The 20,298-nt window shown below is 67.0% G+C and carries 24 protein-coding genes and 1 tRNA gene; 13 read left to right on the top strand and 12 right to left on the bottom strand.

The window, feature by feature from the left end:
• Nucleotides 1–94 precede the first annotated feature (94 nt).
• The 3 genes from LRS09_RS09245 (at nt 95) to LRS09_RS09235 (ending at nt 2,161) form a co-directional block, all read left to right on the top strand.
• Nucleotides 95–487, top strand: a complete 393-nt coding sequence (locus LRS09_RS09245; RefSeq protein ID WP_257805457.1) for a F0F1 ATP synthase subunit epsilon — start codon at nt 95–97, stop codon at nt 485–487.
• Between the two features lie 8 nt (nt 488–495).
• Nucleotides 496–1,539 carry a signal peptidase I gene (gene lepB, locus LRS09_RS09240; RefSeq protein ID WP_257805456.1) on the top strand — a complete coding sequence of 348 codons (1,044 nt, stop codon included), beginning with the start codon at nt 496–498 and terminating at the stop codon, nt 1,537–1,539.
• 100 nt (nt 1,540–1,639) lie between these two features.
• Nucleotides 1,640–2,161 (top strand): superoxide dismutase family protein, encoded by a 522-nt coding sequence (locus tag LRS09_RS09235; RefSeq protein ID WP_257805455.1) that lies wholly within the window; start codon nt 1,640–1,642, stop codon nt 2,159–2,161.
• A gap of 4 nt (nt 2,162–2,165) precedes the next feature.
• Here the strand turns inward: LRS09_RS09235 and LRS09_RS09230 are convergent, their stop codons facing one another.
• Nucleotides 2,166–3,164, bottom strand: coding sequence for a DUF2125 domain-containing protein (locus LRS09_RS09230; protein WP_257805454.1), 999 nt, complete (start codon nt 3,162–3,164; stop codon nt 2,166–2,168).
• A 66-nt stretch (nt 3,165–3,230) separates the two neighbouring features.
• Between LRS09_RS09230 and LRS09_RS09225 the strand changes: the two genes are divergently transcribed.
• The gene (locus LRS09_RS09225) at nt 3,231–3,758 is read left to right on the top strand and encodes a gamma-glutamylcyclotransferase (protein ID WP_257810161.1); all 528 of its coding nucleotides are present in this window, start codon (nt 3,231–3,233) and stop codon (nt 3,756–3,758) included.
• On the opposite strand, the gene LRS09_RS09220 is transcribed toward LRS09_RS09225, so the two are convergent.
• The 4 genes from LRS09_RS09220 to ftsE all read right to left on the bottom strand — a co-directional run bounded on the left by LRS09_RS09220 (nt 3,749) and on the right by ftsE (nt 7,010).
• The gene (locus LRS09_RS09220; RefSeq protein ID WP_257805453.1) at nt 3,749–4,549 is read right to left on the bottom strand and encodes a 1-acyl-sn-glycerol-3-phosphate acyltransferase; all 801 of its coding nucleotides are present in this window, start codon (nt 4,547–4,549) and stop codon (nt 3,749–3,751) included. The two genes, LRS09_RS09225 and LRS09_RS09220, sit on opposite strands and share 10 nt — an antisense overlap.
• Before the next feature lie 64 nt (nt 4,550–4,613).
• Nucleotides 4,614–5,312, bottom strand: coding sequence for a YdcF family protein (locus LRS09_RS09215; RefSeq protein WP_257805452.1), 699 nt, complete (start codon nt 5,310–5,312; stop codon nt 4,614–4,616).
• Between the two features lie 74 nt (nt 5,313–5,386).
• Nucleotides 5,387–6,358, bottom strand: a complete 972-nt coding sequence (locus tag LRS09_RS09210; protein ID WP_257805451.1) for an ABC transporter permease — start codon at nt 6,356–6,358, stop codon at nt 5,387–5,389.
• Complete coding sequence (gene ftsE, locus LRS09_RS09205) at nt 6,351–7,010, bottom strand: cell division ATP-binding protein FtsE (protein WP_257805450.1); 660 nt, start codon at nt 7,008–7,010, stop codon at nt 6,351–6,353. Before ftsE ends, LRS09_RS09210 begins: the two co-directional genes overlap by 8 nt.
• A 176-nt stretch (nt 7,011–7,186) precedes the next feature.
• On the opposite strand from ftsE, the gene LRS09_RS09200 reads away from it, so the two are divergent.
• From LRS09_RS09200 to LRS09_RS09185, 4 genes are read left to right on the top strand one after another with little or no spacing between them, the layout of a single operon-like run.
• Nucleotides 7,187–7,525 carry a hypothetical protein gene (locus tag LRS09_RS09200; protein ID WP_257805449.1) on the top strand — a complete coding sequence of 113 codons (339 nt, stop codon included), beginning with the start codon at nt 7,187–7,189 and terminating at the stop codon, nt 7,523–7,525.
• Nucleotides 7,486–7,827: a hypothetical protein gene (locus LRS09_RS09195; protein ID WP_257805448.1), complete on the top strand. Its 342-nt coding sequence runs from the start codon at nt 7,486–7,488 to the stop codon at nt 7,825–7,827. Before LRS09_RS09200 ends, LRS09_RS09195 begins: the two co-directional genes overlap by 40 nt.
• The gene (gene hpt, locus LRS09_RS09190) at nt 7,827–8,369 is read left to right on the top strand and encodes a hypoxanthine phosphoribosyltransferase (protein ID WP_257805447.1); all 543 of its coding nucleotides are present in this window, start codon (nt 7,827–7,829) and stop codon (nt 8,367–8,369) included. Before LRS09_RS09195 ends, hpt begins: the two co-directional genes overlap by 1 nt.
• Nucleotides 8,369–8,743 (top strand): response regulator, encoded by a 375-nt coding sequence (locus LRS09_RS09185; protein ID WP_257805446.1) that lies wholly within the window; start codon nt 8,369–8,371, stop codon nt 8,741–8,743. Before hpt ends, LRS09_RS09185 begins: the two co-directional genes overlap by 1 nt.
• Nucleotides 8,744–8,746: 3 nt before the next feature.
• Here LRS09_RS09185 and LRS09_RS09180 read toward each other — a convergent pair whose 3' ends face one another.
• The 3 genes from LRS09_RS09180 to LRS09_RS09170 form a co-directional block, all read right to left on the bottom strand.
• Complete coding sequence (locus tag LRS09_RS09180) at nt 8,747–11,320, bottom strand: TIGR02302 family protein (protein WP_257805445.1); 2,574 nt, start codon at nt 11,318–11,320, stop codon at nt 8,747–8,749.
• Between the two features lie 118 nt (nt 11,321–11,438).
• Nucleotides 11,439–12,704, bottom strand: coding sequence for a diaminopimelate decarboxylase (gene lysA, locus LRS09_RS09175; RefSeq protein WP_257805444.1), 1,266 nt, complete (start codon nt 12,702–12,704; stop codon nt 11,439–11,441).
• Between the two features lie 22 nt (nt 12,705–12,726).
• The gene (locus LRS09_RS09170) at nt 12,727–12,939 is read right to left on the bottom strand and encodes a lipoprotein (RefSeq protein ID WP_257805443.1); all 213 of its coding nucleotides are present in this window, start codon (nt 12,937–12,939) and stop codon (nt 12,727–12,729) included.
• A gap of 248 nt (nt 12,940–13,187) precedes the next feature.
• Here LRS09_RS09170 and LRS09_RS09165 point away from each other — a divergent pair, with 248 nt between their 5' ends.
• On the top strand, nt 13,188–13,901 hold the full coding sequence (locus LRS09_RS09165; RefSeq protein WP_257805442.1) for a DNA helicase: 714 nt from the start codon (nt 13,188–13,190) through the stop codon (nt 13,899–13,901).
• 200 nt (nt 13,902–14,101) lie between these two features.
• Here LRS09_RS09165 and argH read toward each other — a convergent pair whose 3' ends face one another.
• On the bottom strand, nt 14,102–15,502 hold the full coding sequence (gene argH, locus LRS09_RS09160) for an argininosuccinate lyase (RefSeq protein WP_257805441.1): 1,401 nt from the start codon (nt 15,500–15,502) through the stop codon (nt 14,102–14,104).
• A gap of 31 nt (nt 15,503–15,533) precedes the next feature.
• On the opposite strand from argH, the gene LRS09_RS09155 reads away from it, so the two are divergent.
• Nucleotides 15,534–16,229, top strand: coding sequence for a TlpA disulfide reductase family protein (locus tag LRS09_RS09155; RefSeq protein ID WP_257805440.1), 696 nt, complete (start codon nt 15,534–15,536; stop codon nt 16,227–16,229).
• Nucleotides 16,230–16,332: 103 nt separating this feature from the next.
• Nucleotides 16,333–16,596 (top strand): hypothetical protein, encoded by a 264-nt coding sequence (locus tag LRS09_RS09150; RefSeq protein WP_257805439.1) that lies wholly within the window; start codon nt 16,333–16,335, stop codon nt 16,594–16,596.
• Here LRS09_RS09150 and LRS09_RS09145 read toward each other — a convergent pair whose 3' ends face one another.
• The 3 genes from LRS09_RS09145 to LRS09_RS09135 are packed head-to-tail and all read right to left on the bottom strand — an operon-like array spanning nt 16,597 to nt 18,971.
• Entirely contained in the window at nt 16,597–17,268 is a 672-nt protein-coding gene (locus LRS09_RS09145; protein ID WP_257805438.1) for a lysoplasmalogenase, read from the bottom strand.
• Entirely contained in the window at nt 17,265–18,155 is an 891-nt protein-coding gene (locus LRS09_RS09140; RefSeq protein WP_257805437.1) for a DMT family transporter, read from the bottom strand. The genes LRS09_RS09145 and LRS09_RS09140 overlap by 4 nt, the downstream gene beginning before the upstream one ends.
• 30 nt (nt 18,156–18,185) lie before the next feature.
• Entirely contained in the window at nt 18,186–18,971 is a 786-nt protein-coding gene (locus tag LRS09_RS09135; RefSeq protein WP_257805436.1) for a DUF3108 domain-containing protein, read from the bottom strand.
• A 317-nt stretch (nt 18,972–19,288) separates the two neighbouring features.
• On the opposite strand from LRS09_RS09135, the gene LRS09_RS09130 reads away from it, so the two are divergent.
• Both LRS09_RS09130 and LRS09_RS09125 read left to right on the top strand, forming a co-directional pair.
• A tRNA-Glu gene (locus tag LRS09_RS09130) sits at nt 19,289–19,360 on the top strand.
• 151 nt (nt 19,361–19,511) lie between these two features.
• Nucleotides 19,512–20,186 carry a hypothetical protein gene (locus tag LRS09_RS09125; RefSeq protein WP_257805435.1) on the top strand — a complete coding sequence of 225 codons (675 nt, stop codon included), beginning with the start codon at nt 19,512–19,514 and terminating at the stop codon, nt 20,184–20,186.
• Nucleotides 20,187–20,298: the final 112 nt, after the last annotated feature.

Raw genomic sequence — 20,298 nt, 5'->3', positions numbered from 1 at the left:
GCGGGACGGTAGAGCTGCTATACCCACGATGGAGCGGCGGCTCGCCGCTGCGATGGGTTTGGGTTCCGCCAAGCTGGATTGAACGGAAGAAGTGATGGCTTACACCTTCGAACTCGTTTCTCCTGAGCGACTTCTCGTCTCCGAGCAAGTCGAGTCCGTCGTCATCCCCGGCACCGAGGGCGAGATGACGGTGATGGCGAACCATGCGCCGGTGATGGCGACGGTGAAGCCGGGCGTCGTCACCGTGAAGCCGGTGTCCGGCGCGGAGCAGCGCTATGTGGTGTTCGGCGGCTTCGCCGACATCCTGCCGGAAGGCTGCACGCTTTTGGCCGAATCCGCAGTCGCGGTCGGCGACATCAACAAGGCCGACCTTGCGAGCCGCATCCAGGACGCAAAGGACGACCTCGCCGACGCCAAGACCGACGAAGAGCGCACCAAGGCCGAGGAATTCCTCAACCATCTCGCGACGCTGCACGACGCGGTGTAGGAGCGGCGATGGGGACAGACGAGGCTTCAACGGTTTCGTCTGATACGGCTCCGCGCCGCCGCGGATTTCTGTCCTCCGCGATCATAAGCTTCTTCTTCACTGCCTTTGCGGGGTTCCTGTGGATCGGGCGCGGCAGGCTGGCGCTTCTCTATCTCGGGGTGGCCGGCGGCTTGCTGATTGCAGGATTCGTCGCCGTTCTGAGCGGGCTCCTGGATCTTGGGCCTCCGGTGCCGTCGGAGTTTCCGGCGGCAGTCTTCCCGAATCCATACTCGGACATCGCTGCACTTGCAGTCTCGATCGCGTCGGTGCTCCTCGTGCTGGCTTTCATTCCGACGTCGGAGCCGACGCGATGGTATTCGAGGGGCTGGATGGTTCTGCCGGCTGCGTTGGCTTTCTTCGGGACGATCGCCATCGCGGCGCTGCTCGTTCGCACCCTAGCATTCCATCCGTTCTCCATCGTCTCTTCTTCGATGGCGCCGGGCATGGTGGCAGGCGACTATGTGGCAGCGTCGAAGTGGCCATATGGCTACAGCCGCCATAGTCTCCCCTTTAGTGCAATTTCGTTCGATGGCCGGGTCTTGGAAAAAGCGCCGGAACGCGGTGATCTGATCGTCTTCAAATACCCGCGCGACGTTTCGCTCGACTATGTCGAACGCGTCATCGGCCTGCCCGGCGAACGGATACAGATGATCGGCGGCGTTGTTCATGTCGACGGTCGGCCAATCAACCGCGTCCAGGCGGGGCTGATTGACGACGAAGAGCTGACCGGCAGCCCTGAGGCCGTCGCAGTTTATCGCGAGACGCTTCCGAACGGAGTTAGCTACGACACATTGGACAGGGGCGCCGACGGCCCACTGGACAACACGCGGGAGATTGTCGTCGCAGATGGCATGGTTTTCGTGCTGGGCGATAATCGCGACAACTCGGCGGACAGCCGCGTCTGGGGACTGGTTCCCTTCGAGAATCTGGTCGGCCGTGTCGACAGGATATTCTGGAACTCACGCGGCACGCCCATTGGTGATCGAAGCACGCGGATCGAACAGGGCCGCTGACTATAGGATGGCGCAGGTTCGCGCGCCGGCCTTTTTGTTTCCGTCCCGAACCATTCCGCTGACCGTTCGTTGCTCCTCCACAGAGCCAAGGAGCAAGACCATGAGACGAGACATCATTGCTGCAGCCGCCCTCTGCCTCGCCACCCCCGTCTTCGCGCAGGAGATGTCTGCGACGGCGAAGATGGCTGGGGCGGACGGGGCCGATGCGGGCACTGTCACCTTCACGCAGACCAAGTCCGGCGTGCTGCATATCATCGTCGAGATGACCAATCTCGCGCCCGGCTCGCATGGCCTGCACATCCATGAGAAAGGCGCCTGCGATGCGGCCGGCGGCTTCGAAAGCGCGGGCGGGCACTATGCGGGCGGCAAGGAGCACGGGATCAACAACGAGAACGGGCCGCATGCCGGCGACCTGCCGAACGTCCATGTCGGCGAGAACGGCGTGCTGAAGGCGGAGTTCTTCACCACGCAGCTTTCGCTCGGCGAGGGCGGCACCAATCCGCTGCTGGATAGCGACGGCTCGGCAGTGATCCTGCACGCCGAGCCCGACGACTATGCGAGCGCTCCCGCCGGCCATGCCGGCAACCGGATCGCCTGCGGCGTGATCGAGCAGCCGTCCTGACGCCTCAGTCGAGCGGCGGGATGCGGCCGATCGAGAAGAAGCCCATGCGCATCTCGCCCTTCGAGATGGAGAGCGGCAGGCGTGGGCTGTCGCCCATCGCGGTCAAGAGCACCTCGGCCTGGCCGAGCTGCGGTCGCATGGCCGGAAACGCCTTGCGCAGGATCGCCACGAGGGCCGCGGGATCGGAGATCGCGACCGTCAGGTCGGCGTCGACCAGCCCGTCTTGATCGACGGCGACGGGCCCGCTTAGGCCGATGCCCGCCTTGCCCGAGCGCGCCGTCAGGGCGCGGATCTCGCCCGCCACGCCGCGCAGGCTGTCGGAACCCTGGCGCAGGCGCGCGATCCCGTCGCTGAGCGTGACGTCCCATTCGCCGTCGATCGGCGGCAGGTTGGGAGGAATGTCCGCCGAAGGCTCGATGCGGAGGGCGGAGACGGTGCCGGCGAGGTCGATGTCGGCGCCGCGCGGGCGCATGTGGAACTGCGCCTGGGAGGCCCCGGCCAGCTTGCTGCCGGCAATCTCCGCCGCCGACAGGCCGGTGCCGGCAACCGAGAGGATCTCGGGCAGGGGGCGCGCAAAATGGGTCGAATAACGGATGTCGGACAGGTCGAGCTCGAGCCCCGCGCGGGCGAGATCGATCGAGATCGTGTCGAGCTCGCCGACGACCCGCGTCGGCTGATAGATCTGCGCTGCGCTGCGCAGGCCGGTGCCCGAGACCGCGATGCCCGAGCGGCGGTCGGAATAGGCGATGCCGTCGCAGAACAGGCCGATGCGGAAGGGGTAGCCGCGGGCCTGGGCCTTGGTGCAGTCGGCCTCCGCCCCGCGCCCGCGCGCATCACCGATCGCCTGCGCCACCGCCGTCTCGAGGCGCTGGGCGGCGTAGAACCAGCCGGCCGTGTAGAGGCCGATCGCCGCCACGATGGCGAAGGCGAACCAGGCGAAACGCCGGCTCATGCCTCGTTGCGCGGCGGCGGTGCTGTTGGCGTTGTGGTCGCTTGACGTCATCGGGTTGGATTCCTAACTCGGTCGTCCGAGGCGGTCGTGCGCCGTCAAACGATCCGGTCAGGCGATATGGGCGATTTTTGGGTGTTTGGCTACGGGTCGCTGATGTGGCGGCCCGGCTTCGCGCATGTGGAGACGCAGCGGGCGCGGCTGCACGGCTATCGCCGAGCGCTCTGCGTCACCTCGCATGTCCACCGGGGCACGCCGGAGCGGCCCGGCCTCGTGCTGGGGCTTGACCGCGGCGGTTCCTGCCTCGGGCTCGCCTTTCGCGTGCCCGGCGACCTGCGGGACGAGGTGGTGGGCTATCTGCGCGCGCGCGAGCTGGTGACGCTGGTCTATCTGGAGCGGCTGCTGCCGGTGCGGCTCGACGGCGGCGGGACCGTGCCGGCGCTGACCTATATCGTGGATCGCGCGCACGAGCAGTATGCAGGCGCGCTGGACGTGGACGAGGCGGCGCGGCGCGTGTCGGGCGCGGTCGGCCTGTCGGGGGCAAACGAGGAATATGTGCTCAACACCGTCGCGCATCTCAAGGCGCTCGGTATCCGTGACCACTGGCTGGACGGCGTGGCGGAGCGGCTGGTTCCGCCTCAGCCCTGAGCGGGAAGGGCGACGCCGAGCTCCTGCAGCCGGCGCTGCGCGGTGGGCGGCAGCGGCGGCGGGTTCGGGCCGGTCGCGGTCTCGACCAGGATCGCGTCGCAGGCAGCCTCGGTCTCGCTGATCAGCCGGCGGCGAAACTCGGCCTTCGAGAGGCCCGCCGGGATCGGTGGCAGGAAACGGGCGACGATCGTGCCGGAGTGGCGCAGGAACTTGCGCCTCGGCCAGTAGAGGCCCGCCATATGCGCCACGGGCACGACGGGCAGGTTCAACCCGGCATAGAGCTCGACGATGCCGTGCTTGTAGTCCGGCACGTCGCCGGGCGGCCGGCGGGTGCCTTCCGGATAGATGATGAGCTGGCGCGGGTTGCGCGCCATTTCCTTGTTGGTGGCGGCGATGACCGCCTTCAGTGCGACCGAGCGCTTGCCGCGGTCGACCGGGATCATCCGCATCTTCTGGATGTACCAGCCGAAGAAGGGGATCCAGGTCAGCTCGCGCTTGAGGATGTAGAGCGGGTCGTCGAGATAGGGGAAGAAGGCGATCGTGTCCCAGAAGGACTGGTGCTTCGGCGCGAGGATGAACGGCCCCTCGGGCAGGTTCTCCGTGCCGGTGATATGCGACTTCGTGCCGGCGAGCCAGCGTTGCAGCCACAGGCTGGAGCGCGACCAGAACCGCGGCACGAACCAGGCGAACTTGCGCGGCGACAGGAAGTAGATCGGCGTCCACAGGATCATCTGGACGATCAGGTTCAGATAGAACGCGGCGTTGAAAACGACGGAGCGGATGACGGTCATTTGGCCTGCCCGGAAGAACCCGGCCGTGGTTACACCAGCCGGCGGAAAACGCAATGATGCGGGCTCAGTTCGCGGTCCGCGCGTTGACCATCTCGACGTCGCCATGCGTGGCGGGGGCGGGGAAGGCGCCGCGCGCCAGGGCGGCGAGGTATTTGGTGTATTCGGTGAACAGGACGCGCAGCGCCTTGGGCTTTGTCAGCCAGCCGCCGCCGTCGAGGCGGGTGTTCACCACCGGATAGGGCTGCAGGTCCTCGTGGTCGAGTAGCCGGCGCATTTCCAGCATGGTGCGTGGCATGTGGTAGTTGTTGGTGACGAGGATGACGCTGCCATAGGCGTGGCCGCGCACCCATTTGGCGCTTTCCTCGGCGTTGCCGATCGTGTCGAGCGCGGCGTGGTCGATGTCGACGCAGCAGGCGAACAGGCCGCGGTCGCCGCCGGTGGCCGCGCGCAGGTCTTCGCGCTTCGCCATCGGGTTGACGCCGCTGATCAGCAGCCGCTTGCCCTTGCCGCTCCTGAGCAGGTCGACCGCGGCGTCGATGCGCGACTGTCCGCCGGTCACGACGATGATGGCGTCGGCGGCGCGCACGTTACTGGGGGCCGTGAGGCTGCCGATATGGCTGGCGAAGGTGGCGAAGCCGAGCAGGAAAAGCAGGCACAAGCCGAACGTGCCGGCCGCGAGCCAGCGCACAAAAAACCATGGGCCGCGCCGCGCGCTCTTCGTCACGATGGCGGCGTGCGGGCCCTGTTCGGAATGCCCCTTCATTGCGCTTCCATGGTTAATCCCGAAAGCCGTCCTTGAACAGCCGGAACCAGCAGAATGTGGCGAAACGGATATTGTCACATCTCGCTCCGTCCGGGCACGTCTATGTCATGCAGATAGGACACGACCGTGACCTGGGAAGTGGCGGCGGTGAGCACGGCGACCAGTCCGACGATGACGGCGACGCCGAGATAGCCGGCGAGGCCGATGGCGAAATTGCCGAACAGGGCAGCGGCCTGGTCGGCCTCCGGCGTCGCCATGTTGCGGGAGGACCACCAGCCGAAGGCGATGAAGACCAGGATCGCCGCCAAGCCGCCGGCGGCCGCGCCCTTGGCGCCGATCAGCAGGAAATGGCGGCGGAACTCGCTGGCGATGAAGCTCGCCTCCGCGCCGACGAAATGCAGCACCTCGATGATCTGGCCGTTGCCGGCCATGGCGCCGCGGGTGGCGAAGACGACGGTCAGCACGGTGGCGGCGAGGATCAGCCCCAGCGTCGCGATGCCGATGGCGACGGTGGTGCGCGCCATCGAGATGAGCCGGTCGATCCAGGTGCGGTGGTCGTCGAGCTTGGCGGCGGGCACCTCCTGGGCGAGCGCGGCGCGGATCGCGGCGAAATCGGGCGGCGCGCTCTCGTCGATGGTCACGATCACCAGCCGCGGCACCGGCAGCTCGTCGAGATCGAGCCCTTCGTCGAGCCAGGGCGACAAAAGGCGGGCCGTCGCCTCGCGGTCGACGATGCGGGCCTCCCGCACGCCCGGAAATTCGCGGACGATCTCCTGCACGGTCACGAGCGCGGCCTCCATGTCCAGCCCATCGGCCGGCTTGACCTGGATCGTCGCCTCCCGCGAGATCTGGCTCTGCCACATCGAGGCGGTGTCGCGCACAAGCGTGACGGCGCCGAGCGTGAGGCAGGACAGGAAGGTCATGATCGCGATGACCAGAACCAGCGCGTTGCCGGCGACGGTGCCGGCCGGCACGATCGGCTGCATCTTGCGCGGCGCGGCTTCCGGCCTGGCCTGGGCGACCTTCACGGCGACGGGATCAGTCATGGATGTCCAGCCGTCCGTTGGCGAGGATCATCCGCCGGGCGTCGACCTGGTCCATCAGCGCCAGGTCGTGGGTGGCGATGACGACGGCGGTGCCGGAGCGGTTGAGCTCGATGAAGAGGCGCAGCAGGCGGCGGGCGAGCGGCGGATCGACATTGCCGGTCGGCTCGTCGGCGAGCAGCATCTCCGGCTGCTCGATCAGCGCGCGGGCGATCGCGGCGCGCTGCTTTTCGCCGCCGGAGAGCACGGGCGGCAGCACATGCATGCGCTCGCCGAGCCCGACCCATTTGAGCAGCTCGATGACGTCGCTGCGGTAGGACATCTCCTCCTTGCCGCGCACGCGCAGCGGCAGCGCGACGTTCTCATAGGTCGTCATGTGGTCGAGCAGGCGGAAATCCTGGAAGACGATGCCGATGCGCCGGCGCAGCGCGGGCAGGTCGCGCTGGGCGATGCCGGCGCGGTCCTTGCCGAAGACGGTGATGAGCCCGCGCGTCGGCTTCAGCGACATGAACAGCAGGCGCAGCAAGGTGGTCTTCCCCGCGCCGGAGGGACCGCTGAGGAACTGGAACGACTTCGGCGGGATATGGAACGTGATGTCGCGGAGGATCTCCGGTCCCATTCCATAGCGCAGGCCGACATTCTCGAAACGGATCAAGGCTCGTTCCCGGACAAACTGCGGCGAAGCAACCGCTCCGACCATTCGTCCCGCATGGTTAATGCGGGGTTAAATTCCCGCCCCGGAATGCGAATGGTTGCGAAGCATTAACCATTTCGCAGTATGCGCCGGACCAAGGTCCGGGACAGGCAAACCGAAGAGGATGGCCGCGCCGAATGGGCGACACCGCGAACATGCCGCCGCTCTCCGGCGAAATCATGGCTGGCGATGCGCCTCGGGACGCGCAGACCCAGACCGTGGCCGGCGCGGACGTGGTGGACGCCGAGTTCGTGACCATTCCGCGCAGTCCTGCTGTCTCGGCATTCGCCGCGCCCGATACTCCGACCGTCCGCCCGATCCAGCCGCCCGCCGGCATGGATGTGCTGACGGCGAAGGCCACGCAGGGGGTGGCTCGCGCCGGGCCGGGATTGGCTTCTGGGCCACCGGCTGCGTCGCGGCGGCGGCCGCCTTCTGGATGTCCGGCGGGCATACGCTGTCACGTCACCTGCCGCTGATGCGCGGCGAGGCGGAGACGGTCCGGATCGCCGGCCTCACCTCGCGCGTTGCCGACACCGCGACCGGCCCACGTCTGTTCATCGACGGCGAAGTGCGCAATACAGCGGTCGACGGCGTCGTTTCGCCGGACCTCATGATCAACGTGACCGCGCAGGACGGGCTGGTCACGCGTTACAGGTTGACCACCGGCGCCGGCCGGATGGCGTCCGGCGAATCGCGGCGCTTTTCCAGCCGCCTCGACGCGCCGGAAGCGGGCGTGCGCTCGGTGACCGTGACGCTCGACAAGGAAGGACTGAACTGATGCCAATCGTTCGCGGCAAGGAGATCGAAGTCCTGTTCAGCGCATCGGCGATCGCCCGGCGCAATCTGGAGCTCGCCAAGGACATCGCTGCCCATGAGTATCAGGACCTGCTGGTCATTTCCGTACTCAAGGGCTCCTTCATCTTCGCGGCCGACCTGATCCGCGCCATGCACGATGTCGGCCTGGCGCCCGAGGTCGAGTTCATCTTCATCTCCAGCTACGGCGCCGGCACCACCAGCGGCGAGGTGCGCGTGCTGCGCGACATCGACAACGACGTGTCTGGCCGCGACGTGCTTTTGATCGACGACATCCTCGAATCAGGCAAGACGCTGTCGTTCGCCCGCAAGCTGATGCTCGAGCGCGGCGCGAAGAGCTGCTCGATCGCCGTATTGCTGGACAAGCGGATGCGCCGGCAGATCAAGCTCGACGCGGATTATGTCGGCTTCGATTGCCCCGATCATTTCGTGGTGGGCTACGGCATGGACGTGGCGCACGCCTTCCGCGAACTGCCCTTTGTCGGCATCGTCAAGGGAGAGGCCTGATGGCACGGCTTCTGGTGGTGGAAGACGACGAATCGGTGCGCCAGCTGGCGGCCCGCGCCCTGCAGCGCGAAGGCCATCAGGTCGAGGTGGCCTGCGACGGCGAGGAGGGGCTGGCGAGGATCGTCCAGGCGGGCGGCGACTACGACCTCGTCGTGTCGGACATCCGCATGCCGGTGCTGGACGGGATCGAAATGTCGCACAAAGCCGCGGCGCGCTTCCCCGACATCAAGATCATGCTGGTGACCGGCTATGCCGACCAGCGCGAGCGCGCGGCGGAGCTGGAAGGCGTGGTGGTGGACGTGCTGCTCAAGCCGTTCACGCTCGCCTCGATCCGCGACGTGGTGGCAAAGAACCTGGCGCGGGTCAGGGCCTGATTTCTACCGCATCTGCAGCAGGCGCTCGAGGTAGTCGCGCTCGATCTCGGGGCTGAGGGCGTTGCCCAGCCGCTTGCGGATGGCGTCGAGGATCTCGCGGGCGCGCTGCACGTCGATCTCGTCGGGCACCTTCACCGTATCGCCGAAATCCGGGCCGGTGGTGGCGCGCGGCCGGCCGAGCGGGTCGCGGTCCGAGCTTTGCTGGCGGCCGCCTTCCTCGCTGCCGCCCTGTTCGCCCTGCATGGCCTGCTGCATCTGCTGCATCATGTCCTGCGCGCCCTTGCGCAGCGCCTCCAGCGCGCGGCCCTGTTCGCCCACGGCCTGCTCGCCTTGCGCCTCGCCCAGCGCCTGGCCGGCGCCGTCCATCGCCTCGCCGGCCTCGCCGAAGCCTTCGCCGGGCTGGATGCCCATGCCTTCGAGGCCCTTGAGGATTTCGCCGAGATCGCCGCGCAGCTGGCCTTGGCCCTGTTGCATCTGCCGCAGCGCCTCGGCCAGCTCCTCGGGCGACATCTGGCCGCCCTGGCCCTGCTGCTGTTCGCCCTGCTGACCTTCCTGGCCCTGCTGCTCGCCGCGATCCTGACCGCGCTGGCGCTGGCCGCGCTGCATCTGGTCGAGGCGGTGGGTCTCGTTCATCATTTCCTGCTGGCGCCGCATCAGCTCGCCGAGCTTGTCCATCTGCTGGCGCATCTCGCTCTGCTGGCCCTGACCCTGCTGCCTTTGCTGGCGGCCGGCCTGCAGGTTGTTCATCATGTCCTGCAGCTGCGACAGGAGATCTCGCGCCTGATCCTTCGCGCCTGATTTGGCGAGTTCCTCGATCTGGTCCATCAGCTTCTCGAGGTCGCTCTGGCGCAGCTCCTGGCCGTTCTGCGGCATCTGCTGCGCCATGTTCGGGTCGCGCTGGGCGCGCTCGGCGAATTCGCGCAGGAAGTCCTGCATCGCCGCGCGCAGTTCGTTCATCAGCTTCTCGATCTCCTCGTCGCTGGCATTGTTCTCCAGCGCGTTCTTCAGCGCCTCCTGCGCCTGGCGCAGCCGGCGCTCGGCGGCGGACAGGTCGCCGTCCTCGACCGCGAGCGCGATCTGCCAGAGATAGTCGGCGACGCCACGCAGGTCGTCGTCGGTCCTTGCCTGCTTCAGGCGGGAGAAGACGCTGTTCAGGGCGAGCCAGTGGGACGGGTTGGTGATCGTCTCGTCCGGGCGCAGCATCACGCCCTCCATCAGGTCGAGAACGCGGTCCCTGCGGTTGGCGTCGAGCGCGAGCACGCGCCGCTGCTCCACCAGCGCCCGGGCGAGCGGATTGGTGAAGGGGCGCTCCGGCATGCGGAACTCCTTCTCCTCGCTCATCGCGACCTGTCCGGAGGCGTCGGTGGCGGTGAGCTTCACCCGCACCGGGACGCCTGCCCAGACATGTTCGGTGAGGTCGCGGGATGTCTTGGCGGCGCCGTCCTTCGCGCCCTTGCGGGGCAAGGCGAGCGGCATCTCCGGCTCGCCGTAGAGCGGCCGGGCGTCGGGCGCCTGCGGCTCCAGCATTTCGAAGCCGGCCTTGCCGGACACCGCGCCGTAGTCGTCCTGGATCTGGTAGGCGAGCTCCAGCGTGCCGTTCAGCGCCCGCTTGGGCTCGCCGATGAAGGAGATGGCCGGCGCTGTGTCCGGCTTGATCTGGAACGCCCAGCTGCCGATCTCGGTGTCGCCGGACTTCAGCATCAGCAGGCCGTCCGTCGTCAGCTTGCCGGCGAACTGCCGCACGCCGGCCCGCTGCGCCTGCGGCGACGCCGCCTCGCCCTGCGGGGCGATGTCGAGCGTGTCGCCGTCGAGCGGCGAGTAGCTCAAGGTCTCCTCGCCGCTGCCGCCGGTCACGCGCAACGTGAGGTCGCTGCCTTCCGGCGCCTCGAACAGGTCCGTCTGGCGGTTGGCGTCGGCGGTGAGGAAGATCGGCGGCTTGCCGGTATAGGGCGGCGGCGTCACCCAGGCATCGATGCGCGGCGGGACCGGCGGTGCGCCGGGCGCGGCATGGAAGGCGTCCGAGATCCGGCCGCCGAACGGGCCGGCCGAGAAGGCGAAGGCCGTCACCAGGAGAAGCAGTGCGACGGCGCGCAGGCCCCATGGATCGCGCTCCGGCACGCCGGTGCGGGGCAGGTCGCTCGACAGATGGCCGAGCTTCGCGGCCATGCGCTTCTGGTGCTCGCGCCACAGCGCCTCGGCGAAGCCGTCGGACGAGCCGGTCAGCCTGTCGGCCTGGACGAGGACGGGCGTATGCTCCAGCTCGTTGGCGCGCTCGATGCGGCGGTCGACCGAGGCGCGCTCCGGCCAGCGGAAGAAGCGCAGCGGATAGAGGGCGGCCAGCGCGGCGAGACCGAAGACGGCCGCCGTGCCGATCCGTAGCCAGTCCGGCATCAGGCGGAAGACGCCGAACCAGGACAGGCTCAGGAACAGGCTGGCGACGACGAGGAGCGGCAGGACCAGCGGCCAGAAGCGCTCGAGCGCCATCGACGCCGTCGTCCACATGCGCGTGCGGGCGAGGCGGCCGAGCATGCCGGCATTCGCTTCGGGTCGATCGTCTCGCGCCTTGCTGCCCGCCATCGGCCGCATCATCTCCAGGAAGCCCGGCGCGTCAGCCGCGCAGACTCATGTATGAAGATAACAGCAAACGCGGCAAAGGCGAGGCAGCCCACCAAAACGTGAATGCGGGCCGTCCGGGTCAGAGCCAGTCCGGCAAGCTGTCCTGGCCGATCAGGTCCTCGTAGGTCTGGCGCGGGCGCACGATGTGGAAGCGGTCGCCGTCGACCAGCACTTCGGGCACGAGCAGGCGGGTGTTGTAGGTGCTCGCCTGTACCGCACCATAGGCGCCCGCCGTGCCCACGGCGATGAGGTCTCCGGCTGCAAGGCGCGGCAGGTTGCGGTCGTGGCCGAGATAATCGCCCGTCTCGCAGACCGGGCCGACGACATCGACGGTGAGCCGCGGCGCTTCGGCCGGCTGCTCCACCACCGGGCGGATGTCGTGGTAGGCATCGTAGAGTGTCGGGCGGATGAGGTCGTTCATCGCGGCGTCGACGATGAGGAAGTTCTTCGCGTCGCCTTCCTTGAGGTAGATCACCTCGGAGACGAGGATGCCGGCATTGGCGACGATGAGCCGGCCGGGCTCGAAGATCACCTTCACGCCAAGCTTGGTTACATGCTTGCGCACGATGTCGGCATAGGCGTCGGGCAGCGGCGGGGGGTCGTTGTCGAAGCGGTAGGGTACGCCCAGCCCGCCGCCGAGATCGACATGGGCGATGTCGTGGCCGTCCGCGCGGAGCGTGCCGACGAGCTCGGCCAGCAGCGCGAAGGCGTCGTCGAAGGGCTTCAGCTCGGTGATCTGCGAGCCGATATGCATGTCGATGCCGGCGGCGCGCACGCCGGGCAGGTCGCGGACGCGGGCGTAGACCTCGCGGGCGCGCTGCCACGGAATGCCGAACTTGTTCTCGGCCTTGCCGGTCGCGATCTTGCGATGCGTCTTGGCATCCACGTCGGGATTGATGCGCACCGAGACGGGCGCCACCTTGCCGGCGGCGACCGCGCGCGCGGAGAGCAGCTCCAGCTCGGGCTCGGATTCGACGTTGAAGCAGTGGATGCCGGCGGAAAGGGCAAAGTCCATCTCGCGGGCGGTCTTGCCGACGCCGGAGAACATGATCTTCGAGGCCGGGATGCCGGCGGCAAGCGCGCGGCGCAGCTCGCCTTCCGACACGACATCGGCGCCGGAGCCGAGCTTGGCCAGCGTCTTCAGCACCGCCTGGTTGGAGTTGGCCTTCATCGCGTAGCAGACCAGCGCGTCGAGGCTGGCGAAGGCTTGGCTGAAGACGCGGAAATGCCGGGTCAGCGTGGCGGTGGAATAGCAGTAGAACGGCGTGCCGACGGCTGCCGCGATCTCGGGCAGAGGCACGTCCTCGGCGTGGAGGACGCCGTCGCGATACTCGAAATGGTTCACGGAAATGGTCCCGGCGAAAGGGTCAGTCGATCAGGCCGTCGAGGATGAACGGCCGCTCGGGCGTCTCGGTCGACGGTTTCTGCGGCTCCGGGCGGCCCGCCTTCCGCGCCGCTTCCTTCTCCTGCTCGTGCCGGACGTCGACCGGCCGGTCGAGCGGCGCGCGACGGCCGCAGGCCGACACGCCGACGACGGCGAGGATCAGCACCGTGGAGAGGATCAGGCGGGATGTGGTCATGGAGCGGGTCCGAACGAGATGTGAAATGCTCATAACCGAGATTGCAGTTAATTGCACCCTCATGTGCACATGCCGTCGATGTTTCATGCCGGCGGCAATTCGCCTATCATCCGATTCGGCTCGGCCCGAGCCTCCTCCCTCCGACGGGGAAGCATTTTCATGCGGGGCATATCTGATCGTCGAACCTGCTGTTCGGGCGCTACGCATGAGGAGGGATTGCGAAGACCGCCCGCATCAGGAGGCATTCGATGAAACTCACCGCATCCATTCCCCATCTCAAGCGCAAGGCGAAGCTCGCCGCCCGCTCGGCCAGGGTGCCGCTGCACGCCGCGCTCGACGGCGTCGCCCGCGAGGAAGGCTTCACAAGCTGGAGCCTGCTCGCCGCGCGGCACGCAGGGTCGACGTCGGCCCGCGATCTGCATGCGCGGCTCAGTCCCGGCGATCTCGTGCTGGTCGGCGCCCGGCCGGGCCAAGGCAAGACGCTGTTCAGCCTGGAACTTGCCGTCGAAGCGGCGAAGGCGGGGCACAGGAGCGTGTTCTTCACGCTCGAATATACGATGAGAGACGTGCTCGACCGGCTGCGGGCGATCGGCGCGGAGCCGTCTGGCCTGGAGGGGCGCTTCGAGGTCGACCTGTCGGACGCAATCAGCGCGGATCACGTGATGAAGGCGCTTGCCGAGGCGCCGCGCGGCACGCTCGCCGTGATCGACTACCTGCAGCTGCTCGACCAAAAGCGGGACAATCCCGACCTCGCGACGCAGGTGCGCCGGCTGAAAGCGTTCGCAACCGGTCGCGGCGTCGTCCTCGTCTTCATCTCGCAGATCGACCGGGCCTACGACCCGGCGCGCAAGCCGGTGCCGGACTGGACCGACGTGCGCCTGCCGAACCCGCTGGATCTCGGGCTGTTCGACAAGGCGGTGTTTTTGAATGGCGGGGAAGTGAGGGTGAGCGAGGCAGCGTGAGGCTGGCTGATGGCGTCGCTCTTGCGCTGTCCGCGTTGCCCCTCACCCTTACCCTCTCCCCGTGAACAACGGGGAGAGGGGATCGCGGAGGGTGGCGCTCGACGTTCGAACTGCGTCCTTCTCCCCGTTGTTCACGGGGAGAAGTGCCCGGCAGGGCGATGAGGGGCAGCGCCGGCGGCCGATCTTATGGCCGTCGGGTACTAAGCCTTCGCCAGCCGCTTCCTCCAGTATCTGATCTGGCGCTTCACTTCGGCGGGCGCGGTGCCGCCGAAGGACTTGCGGCTCTTCACCGAGTTGTTCACCGACAGGACGGAATAGACGTCCTCGGTGATGGCGGGGTTCAGCGAGCGGAGGTCCTCGATCGACAATTTTTCGAGGCCCTTCTTCTGGGCCTCGGCCATGGCGACGGCGCGGCCGGTGACGTGGTGCGCCTCGCGGAACGGCAGGCCCGCTTCGCGCACCAGCCAGTCGGCGAGGTCGGTGGCAGTGGAGAAGCCGGAGCCGGCGGCGCGCTTCATCGCCTCGGTGTTGATCGTCATGTCGCCGACCATGCCGGTCATCGCCGAGATCATCAGGTCGAGCGTCTCGGCGGCGTCGAAGACGGCCTCCTTGTCCTCCTGCATGTCCTTCGAATAGGCGAGCGGCAGGCCCTTCATCACGGTCAAGAGGCCGATCAGGTGGCCGTTGATGCGGCCGGTCTTGGCGCGCACCAGCTCGGCCGCATCCGGGTTCTTCTTCTGCGGCATGATCGAGGAGCCGGTGGAGAACTGGTCCGACAGGCGCACGAAGGCGAATTGCGGCGTCGACCAGATGACGATCTCCTCCGCCAGCCGCGACAGATGAGTTGCGCAGATGGCGGCGACCGACAGGAACTCCAGCGCGTAGTCGCGGTCGGACACGCTGTCGATCGAATTGCGGGTCGGCTCGCGGAAACCGAGGGCCGACGCCGTCATGTGGCGGTCGATCGGGAAGCCGGTGCCGGCAAGGGCTGCCGCGCCCAGCGGGCTCTCGTCCAGCCGCTCGATCGCGTCGCGCACGCGGGAAAGGTCGCGGCCGAACATCTCGACATAGGCCATGCAGTGGTGGCCGAAGGTCACCGGCTGCGCGGTCTGGAGATGGGTGAAGCCGGGCATGACGGTGGCGGCGTGCGTCTCGGCCTTGTCGAGGAAGGCTGCGATCAGGCCCTTCAGGGCTTCGGCGGTGCGGGTCAGCTCCTTCTTCGTCCAGAGGCGGAAATCCACCGCCACCTGGTCGTTGCGCGAGCGGGCGGTGTGCAGCCGGCCGGCCGCCGGGCCGATCAGCTCGGCAAGCCGCGATTCCACGTTCATGTGGATGTCTTCGAGCTTGGTCGAGAAGACGAAGGTGCCGGCCTCGATCTCTGACAGGATCGTGTTCAGCCCGTGAGCGATCTTTTCTTGATCGGCTTTTGCGATGATGCCTTGTTCCGCCAGCATTTTCGAGTGCGCCAGCGAGCCGGCGATGTCTTCGGCGTAGAGCTTTTTGTCGAAGCCGATCGAGGCGTTGATCGCCTCCATGATCGCGGCCGGACCTGAGGCGAAACGCCCGCCCCACATCTCATTGCTGGCCTTTTTCTCGGACATGGTGTTTACGGCGCTCCGGAGACGAGAACGGATGGCGGACAGAAAGAGCGGATTTCCGGGGCTTCGCCCGGTCCTCCTTGCGGCGGTGGCTGGTCTGGCGACCGGCGCGGTGGCGGTATACGTGAGCGGGGTGCCCTCTGGCAACAATCTGCCCGAGGAACCGGCCGGGCTCGCGCGCCCCGCCGGCGCAGAGGCGGACATCGCCCAGTGCGCACAGAAATCCGATCGCGCCAACACCGTCGCGGCGGCCGCCAAAGGCGAGGTCGCGGCGATGCTGGCGGCAAACCCGCCGCAGTCGCTGGCCGGCCTCTCGCTCAACGATCCGTCGGGCGCGAAGACCACATTCGGATCGATGTCGGGCAAGGTGCTGCTGGTCAATCTCTGGGCCACCTGGTGCGCGCCCTGCCGCGCTGAGATGCCGGCGCTCGACGCGCTGCAGAAGGAGATGGGGTCTGACGGCTTCGAGGTCGTGGCCGTCAATGTCGATACCGGCGACGATACGAAGCCAAAGAAGTTCCTCGCCGAAACCGGCGTGTCGAACCTCGGCTACTACCGGGAGAACACGCTGGCGCTGTTCAACGAGCTGAAGAAGCGCGGCCTGGCGCTCGGCCTGCCGGTGACGCTGCTCGTCGACCGCGACGGCTGCCTGATCGCCAACATGAACGGTCCGGCCGAATGGGCGAGCGACGACGCCAAGGCGCTGGTGCGGACGGCGACCGGCTCGTAGTCGCCGACCGCTAAAGTTTGAGTCGATTTCCCCGGCATGCTGCAACGCAACCTCAAACGCGGCCTGCTATCTCTGCGGCATAGCCAGCGTTGAGGGGGCTCACATGCTTGGAAACGTAAGGTCGGACGCCGTCGGCGTGCCGATGGCGCGCGTCGGCGCGCAGCCGCAATCCGCGCAGGCGGCGACGGGGCCGGTCCAGCCGCATGCCGGGCGGCGCGGCCAGGAGGCCGATGCCGAGCAGCTCAGGCTCTTCCTCTCCAACATCACCCGCGCCGATGCCGCCGCCGTCATCGCCCTGACGCAGCCACCGCGCGGCGAGGCGAGCGCCGGCTACGACACTGTGGCGGCCGCCTATGGCGAGGTCTGATCAGGCGACGATGAAGCTCAGCGTCAGCAGCAGCTGCGCCGCGTAGTAGAGCACCCAGACCAGCGGCTGCATCCAGGCATGGCGCGGATCGTCCGCCGGCACGAGGAAGCGCCCGGCGGCCAGGATCGCATCCGACGCCATGAACAGCACCGCGCCGAGCACCACCGTGGCGCCGAGTTCCGACAGCGACGAGATGCCCATCGCCAGGATCGCGACGCAGTAGAGCAGCACGGGCAGGCGCATGGCCGCCTCGAGCGCGGGCCACAGCCGCGACAGGATCAGCGCCACCGCCGCGACCAGGGCCATGGCGATGACGATGCGCGACGGCTCGGACAGGATTTCGGCGATGCCGCCGCCCTTGGCCCAGAACAGCGCGACATAGGCGACGTGGGCGCACAGGAAGCTCGCCAGCCCGGCCAGGAACGGCGTCTCGCCCTCCTGCGCCAGGCAGGCGTCGCCGACGGCGCTGAGCGCGAGTGCCGCGATCAAAAGCGGCGGCCCGCCCTGCAGCCAGGCGAGCAGGACGAGGAGCGCGACCGAGCCGGTCTTGACGATCGTGCGCCTGAGCGAGGGAGCGCGGTGCACGATCATGCCGTAGAAGACGGCGAGCAGGACGCTGAAGATCAGCGTGCCGTTCGCGATGTTCTCCACGCCGCCGGGAAAGGGCATCATGCCTTCGTTTCCTCGGCTTTTCCCCTGGTCGGAAACAGCATGTTCTTCGCCGCCAGCACCGCGCCCGCCGTGATTAGCACGCAGGCGGCGAGGATCGCGGGCTCGGCCCTTGCCGCGCCGCCGGCGATCAGCACCAGCGTCGAGAGCAAGGGTGCTGCGTAGCTCGCGGCACCCAGTACCTGGATGTTGCCGTGCTTGACGCCGTAGTCCCAGGCATAGAACGCGGCCCCCACCGGCATCAGGCCGAGGCCGGCGACGGCGAGCCACTGGCCGACGCCCTGCGGCCAGACGGTCTCTTCCAGCGCCAGGTGGCAGAGCGCCGACAGGATGGCGGTGGCGAGGCAGAACCAGGTGACGATGGACGTCGGCACCTGCGGAAAGCGACGCGAGGCGAGCGAATAGATCGCCCAGACGAAGGCGCAGACCAGCGCCATCGCATAGCCGAAGCCGTAGCGCGCCTCGAAGGCGACCGCACCGCCCTTGGTCACGATCAGCGCCGTGCCGGCGAGACCGAGCAGCGCGCCCGCGACGTGAAACCAGCGCAGCCGCTCGCCCGGCATCAGCGCCGAGCCGACCACGATGAAGAGCGGCCAGAGATAGGCGATCAGGCTCGCCTCGACCGCCGGGGCGGCGCGCAGCGCGGTGAAATAGAAGAAGTGGTAGCCGAACAGGCCGGCGATGCCGATCACCCAGACGGCGACGGGCACGGGCTCGGTCGCCGGCGGCGACAGGCCGGCGAGGCGGGCGGCAAAGCCGATCGCCGCACCGATCGAGAAGGCGAGCGCGGAGAGCAGGAAGGGCGGCACGGCGCCGGACGCGCTGGTGAGCAGCGCCAGCAGCGCCCACATGGCGACGGCCGAAAACCCGATGAGTGTCGCGCGGCCCACTTCCGCTCCCCGCCGTCCGCGGGGGACGGTCTACTGGCTGACTGCTTCGAACCGCCGCGCGTTGACGACCAGCGTTCCGATCTCCGTGGTCGCCGATACCTTGATCGGGGCGTAAACGCCAGTGGTGCCGAGCGGGGCGAAGGAGATCAGGATCTTGCTCTTGTTCTTGAGGAACTCGATCGACCTGTGGCCGCCCTTGTAGCCGCCGATGGGCACGAAGCGGGCGCGGCAGGTGACCGTCTGGCCGGAATAGCCCCGCGTCTCGGCGGTGCCGGTGTCGACATAGGAGAGCCTCAGGTCCATACGCATCTCTCCGTCGAACACCTTGATCGTCCGGTCGCAGACATCGCGCAGGCCGGAAGCCTTGACCAGCGAGGCCGACAGCGGGTCGGCGACCGAGACGAGGTCGGCCTTCTTCACCGGTACCCAGGCCTTGGGGTCGGGCTTGCGGGCGGGCGTGTTGAGGGCGCGGGTGACGGTGCCCTTGGAGAAGGCGATCTCGGTGCTCTTCTTCTTCTTGCCGGAGGTGTAGTTGAGCAGGAAGCGGTTGCCCTGCGCGCCGTCGTCGCCGAAATTGCCCCGCACCTCGGCGGTGCCCTCGGTCTGGTCGAAGATGCGCGCGATGCCGCTGGAGGCCACGGTGCCGGAAACGGAGAAGGTTCGCGGCTCGATCGTGCTCTCGAAGCTCGAGCGCGCGATGTTCAGCCCGAGGATCGACACGGAATAGTCGACACGGAACGATTTAGGTCCCTCCGCCGCAACGGAGGTGGATGTCAGGCCGGCAAACGCCAGCACGGCAAGCATTCGAGCGATCATGGGCGGCAATTCCGGCTTCGCTCCCGCGGGCGACGCCGCACGGGACCGTTTGATCCTACTCCATGGAATTGGACATTAATATGAAGCAGGCCATCGACGGAAGGCCCCGACGCTAGAGCGACGCGGGCTCGACGCACCGCGACCGGCCCTGTCGCAGGGCGATGAGGCATGTGTGCAGCATGGAATCTTGCAGGCTGCACACCTCCAAACATGGCCGCCGCAGCCGCGAAACATGCAACGTCTTTCGCGCGCCAGGATTTCCCGCCGGACGGTTGCATTTCGCGCGGAGGCAGAATATATCCCGCCCAGTTCGGTATGCGCCCATCGTCTAGCGGTTAGGACGGCGCCCTCTCACGGCGCAAACAGGGGTTCGATTCCCCTTGGGCGTACCCAACTGACAATCTCTTAAAATCGCTATAGATTTTTTTCCGGATGGTCCCGGTTTCGATCGGTGGACCACATATCGGAACAAATATCGGTCTCTGTGTTCTTGCGCTCTTCCAGTATTATACCGAGTGAGTCGGAACGGGTGATTGAATCATGCAACCACTCTTCGAAGCCATCGACTGGAGTGTTGCCGCCACAGTTGTCACGGCTGCCGCGACGGCTGCTCTTGTATGGGCAACTATTGTGCTAGCGCGTTATACGAAGCAGATGGCGGACAATGCATCAAGTCCGCATATTGTGGCAACGGTCGAGCCGAATGCGTGGTCGATAATCCATTTCGATGTTCGGGTTGCCAATACAGGCGCTGCGGTAGCCTATGATGTCAGCGTGGACTTTGTTCCGCCTCTTCCTACCGATCCTGAGAAGCATCGGAGAGGAACTCCTTTGCGGAAGATCAGTGTTCTGCGGCCTGGCCAAGAGCTTCACGGATACCTCGGGAACTATGCCTTTCTAGATGGGAAATCATTCACTGTTACAACATCGTGGCGACGGAAGCCGATGGGGGCACGTGAGTCTAACAAGTATGTTTTCGACATCGGCGACTATGACTCAGTCATCATGTTAAACGGTGGACATCCCCTTTATGCGATGGCGAAAGACCTCAAGAACCTTCGAAACGATTGGCGAAGGATCGCTCAAGGGAGCAAAAGAATGCGCGTTGACGGATATGATCGCGTAGATCGGGCTCAGGAGCGAGCACGTTTGGACGAAATGTTTGACCAGCAAGACTTGGAGCGTTCCGAATCTAACACGGACAAGTCGGGATAGAGCGCGCGAGGAACGTCGAACAGGCTATCGGGTGCGCCGGGGGGCTAGCGCGCGCCCTGCACAGAGAATAGGTGTGGGAGCGCCGAAGTCTCTATCCCACGGCTTTTGGTTG

The sequence above is a fragment of the Mesorhizobium sp. J428 genome, assembly GCF_024699925.1.
In the GTDB taxonomy this organism is placed as follows: Bacteria; Pseudomonadota; Alphaproteobacteria; order Rhizobiales; family Rhizobiaceae; genus Mesorhizobium_A.
This window is presented reverse-complemented; position numbering and strand designations above follow the sequence as displayed.

What these genes read in the sequence shown, in the direction of transcription:
- LRS09_RS09195 (WP_257805448.1), top strand. Translation starts at nt 7,486, where the DNA reads ATGTCCGGCGGGCATACGCTGTCACGTCACCTGCCGCTGATGCGCGGC.
- LRS09_RS09200 (WP_257805449.1), top strand. Translation starts at nt 7,187, where the DNA reads ATGGGCGACACCGCGAACATGCCGCCGCTCTCCGGCGAAATCATGGCT.
- LRS09_RS09165 (WP_257805442.1), top strand. Translation starts at nt 13,188, where the DNA reads ATGAAACTCACCGCATCCATTCCCCATCTCAAGCGCAAGGCGAAGCTC.
- LRS09_RS09245 (WP_257805457.1), top strand. Translation starts at nt 95, where the DNA reads ATGGCTTACACCTTCGAACTCGTTTCTCCTGAGCGACTTCTCGTCTCC.
- LRS09_RS09225 (WP_257810161.1), top strand. Translation starts at nt 3,231, where the DNA reads ATGGGCGATTTTTGGGTGTTTGGCTACGGGTCGCTGATGTGGCGGCCC.
- lepB (WP_257805456.1), top strand. Translation starts at nt 496, where the DNA reads ATGGGGACAGACGAGGCTTCAACGGTTTCGTCTGATACGGCTCCGCGC.
- LRS09_RS09170 (WP_257805443.1), bottom strand. Translation starts at nt 12,939, where the DNA reads ATGACCACATCCCGCCTGATCCTCTCCACGGTGCTGATCCTCGCCGTC.
- argH (WP_257805441.1), bottom strand. Translation starts at nt 15,502, where the DNA reads ATGTCCGAGAAAAAGGCCAGCAATGAGATGTGGGGCGGGCGTTTCGCC.
- LRS09_RS09220 (WP_257805453.1), bottom strand. Translation starts at nt 4,549, where the DNA reads ATGACCGTCATCCGCTCCGTCGTTTTCAACGCCGCGTTCTATCTGAAC.
- LRS09_RS09125 (WP_257805435.1), top strand. Translation starts at nt 19,512, where the DNA reads ATGCAACCACTCTTCGAAGCCATCGACTGGAGTGTTGCCGCCACAGTT.
- hpt (WP_257805447.1), top strand. Translation starts at nt 7,827, where the DNA reads ATGCCAATCGTTCGCGGCAAGGAGATCGAAGTCCTGTTCAGCGCATCG.
- LRS09_RS09215 (WP_257805452.1), bottom strand. Translation starts at nt 5,312, where the DNA reads ATGAAGGGGCATTCCGAACAGGGCCCGCACGCCGCCATCGTGACGAAG.
- LRS09_RS09135 (WP_257805436.1), bottom strand. Translation starts at nt 18,971, where the DNA reads ATGATCGCTCGAATGCTTGCCGTGCTGGCGTTTGCCGGCCTGACATCC.
- LRS09_RS09145 (WP_257805438.1), bottom strand. Translation starts at nt 17,268, where the DNA reads ATGATGCCCTTTCCCGGCGGCGTGGAGAACATCGCGAACGGCACGCTG.
- LRS09_RS09210 (WP_257805451.1), bottom strand. Translation starts at nt 6,358, where the DNA reads ATGACTGATCCCGTCGCCGTGAAGGTCGCCCAGGCCAGGCCGGAAGCC.
- LRS09_RS09150 (WP_257805439.1), top strand. Translation starts at nt 16,333, where the DNA reads ATGCTTGGAAACGTAAGGTCGGACGCCGTCGGCGTGCCGATGGCGCGC.
- LRS09_RS09180 (WP_257805445.1), bottom strand. Translation starts at nt 11,320, where the DNA reads ATGGCGGGCAGCAAGGCGCGAGACGATCGACCCGAAGCGAATGCCGGC.
- LRS09_RS09235 (WP_257805455.1), top strand. Translation starts at nt 1,640, where the DNA reads ATGAGACGAGACATCATTGCTGCAGCCGCCCTCTGCCTCGCCACCCCC.
- LRS09_RS09230 (WP_257805454.1), bottom strand. Translation starts at nt 3,164, where the DNA reads ATGACGTCAAGCGACCACAACGCCAACAGCACCGCCGCCGCGCAACGA.
- LRS09_RS09185 (WP_257805446.1), top strand. Translation starts at nt 8,369, where the DNA reads ATGGCACGGCTTCTGGTGGTGGAAGACGACGAATCGGTGCGCCAGCTG.
- LRS09_RS09155 (WP_257805440.1), top strand. Translation starts at nt 15,534, where the DNA reads ATGGCGGACAGAAAGAGCGGATTTCCGGGGCTTCGCCCGGTCCTCCTT.